The following is a 2,901-nucleotide window of genomic DNA, read 5'->3' as shown; positions in this document are numbered from 1 at the left end:
GCGGCGCTCGTCAAGTCCGGCGACGTGGCCAAGACCCCGGCAGGGATCGTCATCGCGGGCAAGGAGGTGTCGGCATGAGCAAGCAGACGATGGAGAGGGCCGCGCTGATCGCGGCCGGGCTCGTGATCGTGACCCTGACCGCCCTTGCCTTCTGGCTCAGTTACGCACACCTCGCCGAGGTGGCCGGCCAGCACGGCCTGGCAGGCTCCCCGATCCGCCAGTGGGCATGGCCCGCGACCCTCGACGCCTTCATCGTCGGCGGCGAACTGCTCATGCTGCGGGCCGGTCTCCAGGGCCGCACCGACTGGTGGGCGATCACCGCCACGGCGGCCGGGTCGATCGGCTCGATCGTCCTCAACGTCGCCGGAGTGGCCGGAGCGAGGGACGGTCAGCACGTGCCCTTCCTCGACTACGTGACCGCCGCTGTCCCCCCCACTGCCGCGCTGCTGGCGTTCGGCCTCCTCATGCGGCAGATCCACGGCCTCGTGGACGACGCCGCACCCGCCGTCGAGCCGGGCAGGGACACCGAGGTGTCCACAGTGGACGCCCCGGTGTCCCCCACCCCCCTGCCGGAGCCTGTGCCGGCCACCGCATCGCCGCAGGTCATCTGCGGGGCACACCTCGAAATCCCGCCTGTCCCCCCCCGCCCGAAGCTGAGCACCGAGGAAGCCCGCGCCGCGATCGAGCAGGCATGGCGGGACGGCCTGAGCGTCCGTGAGGCGGCCCGGGTGTCCACCCGCGCCCCCTCGCAGGTGCAGCGGGTGTACGCACGCCTCGACACCGAGAACGCCCCCGTCCACCCGCGACACGACGACGACCACATCGAGGGTCAGACCGAGATTGAGGTCCCGGCCGCCGCGTGACCGAGAGACGGTCAGGGGACACCTCCCCTGACCCTCTTGCGCAGGCTGACACATTGTGTCAGACTGACTCACGTCCGCCTGATCCACCCTCACCCGGCGGGGCGCCGCCACCACCAGGAGGAACCATGCACGAGACCCAGCTTGACGATGTGCCCGCCCGTATCACCGCGTCCGCCGCGCGGCTCGGCGGACCGGCCGCCACCCCGGCCGAGAAGGCAGACGCAGCCGCTCTCCTGCGGGACCTGCTGGAGGCCGCTCGCAGCCACGGCGTCACCCTCGCGCACTTCGACGCCGTGGCCGACCTCCCGCAGGCGGCCCTGATGGTCATCCGCTCGGCCCGCGAGGAGGCGTGATGGCGACCCCGGCCGACATGTCTCACGCGATGCTGATCGCGATCCTCATGCACCACGGCGGCTCGCTCGACCTGCCCGCCGGCGCTTTCCAGAAGGACGCGCTCGGCGGCCTGGACGGCGCGTTCCACGCCGTGGCGATGGAGCCCCGCCTCGATGGCACGGTCCGCATCAGCGTCCAGCCCCGCCCCGCCGGGGACGTGGGAGGAATCACCACTATCTGACCGACACTCCGAGCCCCCGCGGGTCACCGGGCGGGGCGTCTCGCTCGTAAGGGATGATCACCCCTCAGAAATGGCAACGGCCCGGGCATCTCACCTCCCGGGCCGCCCGCCTCCGCAGGTGCCAAACCACCGAACGGAAACGTTGCTGTGACCAGAGTACGGAGCGAAGCGCCTCCTTCGCCACAGCGGCCCGCCCGCCGCACATGCCGCCGTAGCGGCTGCTCGAAGAAGTTCACCCCAAACCCCCGCACACCGGGCCAAACGTACTGCTCCCCGAACTGCCGGAAGCGCGCTTCCGAGGCGGACGCGGTTCGACCCCCGAAAACGGGGTCTGACCTGCAGAAAGACACCTCCCGAGGTGTCCGCTTCTTGGTAACTGACGAACAGAGTTGTCAGATCGCCGAAACCGCAGGTCAGAGCGGTGCGGTCGATGGGGCCACCGAGGGGGGTCCGGTCACGGTCGTCACCCCGGCTCTGCGGCGGTGGCGGCGCCGCCGGATCATGCAGGAGATCACCGCGATCGACCGGTGCCGGAAGTGCGCGCGCCGCGCCGTGGCGCCGGAGCTGGGCACGCTGACGGCCCGCACCGAGGACGGGAAGGCGTCCGGCCGCGGGGTCCAGCTCTGCGAGTCGATCTGGGCGTGCGCGGTGTGCGAGAGCGCCAAGCGCGCCGAGGACACCCACGAGCTGACCACGGCCGCTCTGCGGTGGCTGGCCCGTGGGGGGACTCTGGCGGCCGTGGTGCTGACCACCCGGCACACCCGTGCGGACGCACTGGACGACCTGGTCTGTGCCCTGTGGGGGACGCGGCAGCGCGTGGACGAGACGACGGGGGAGGTCACGCCGAGGGTCCCGGGCGCCTACCAGCGGCTCCTGACATCGCAGAGCTTCCGGCGCCACGTGGCCCCGGCGGTCGGCTACATCGGCATGGCGCGTAACCCGGAGATCACCCGCTCGCAGGCGGGCGGGTGGCACCCGCACCTGAACCTGCTGGTGTTCCTCGGTGGCCAGTTGGAGGGCACCCCGGCCAACGGCCAGCTGATCTACACGGATGAGGACGGCAACGGGTACTTCGAGCCGGGCGAGGGCCGGAGCTGCACGTTCGAGCCGCCCGCCGAGGACCTGGAGGCGTTCGAGGAGTGGATGCACGGCTTCTGGGCGGGGGCTCTGCGGTCGATCGACCCGACGTACGAGACGTCGACCGAGTGTGAGCGGGCCAACTGCAAGTGCGGCGGCAAGGGCCACGGTGTGCGCATCGACGTGATCCGGTCGCCCGATGACAAGGCGCTGATCGAGTACCTGACCAAGGTGGGCGGGGAGACGGCCAAGTCGGTCCAGGCCGACGTGGACGCGGCCAAGGGCGCGGCGGCCGAAGTCGCCCACTCGACGGCCAAGGGCGCCAAGGGCACCCGGTCGATGACCGCCTTTCAGTTCCTTGACCGGCTGTGGGCGATCGAGCGCGAC

The 2,901-nt window shown here is 71.3% G+C and carries 3 protein-coding genes and 1 pseudogene; all 4 read left to right on the top strand.

All coding sequences use genetic code 11. The features are described 5' to 3' along the window. The first annotated feature begins 74 nt into the window (after nucleotides 1-74). Nucleotides 75-863 carry a DUF2637 domain-containing protein gene (locus tag ACWGKI_RS20730; protein WP_452189560.1) on the top strand — a complete coding sequence of 263 codons (789 nt, stop codon included), beginning with the start codon at nucleotides 75-77 and terminating at the stop codon, nucleotides 861-863. A gap of 125 nt (nucleotides 864-988) precedes the next feature. Continuing rightward, nucleotides 989-1,216 (top strand): hypothetical protein, encoded by a 228-nt coding sequence (locus ACWGKI_RS20725; protein ID WP_376041173.1) that lies wholly within the window; start codon nucleotides 989-991, stop codon nucleotides 1,214-1,216. Next, the gene (locus tag ACWGKI_RS20720) at nucleotides 1,216-1,437 is read left to right on the top strand and encodes a pRL2-19 (protein ID WP_376570208.1); all 222 of its coding nucleotides are present in this window, start codon (nucleotides 1,216-1,218) and stop codon (nucleotides 1,435-1,437) included. The genes ACWGKI_RS20725 and ACWGKI_RS20720 overlap by 1 nt, the downstream gene beginning before the upstream one ends. A gap of 501 nt (nucleotides 1,438-1,938) precedes the next feature. Continuing rightward, nucleotides 1,939-2,901 (top strand): annotated as a pseudogene (locus tag ACWGKI_RS20715) (hypothetical protein); the annotation flags it as partial.

The organism is Isoptericola sp. NPDC055881 (assembly GCF_053615895.1).
Note: the sequence above shows the minus strand (reverse complement) of the source record. Positions and strands in the feature narration are given on the sequence as shown.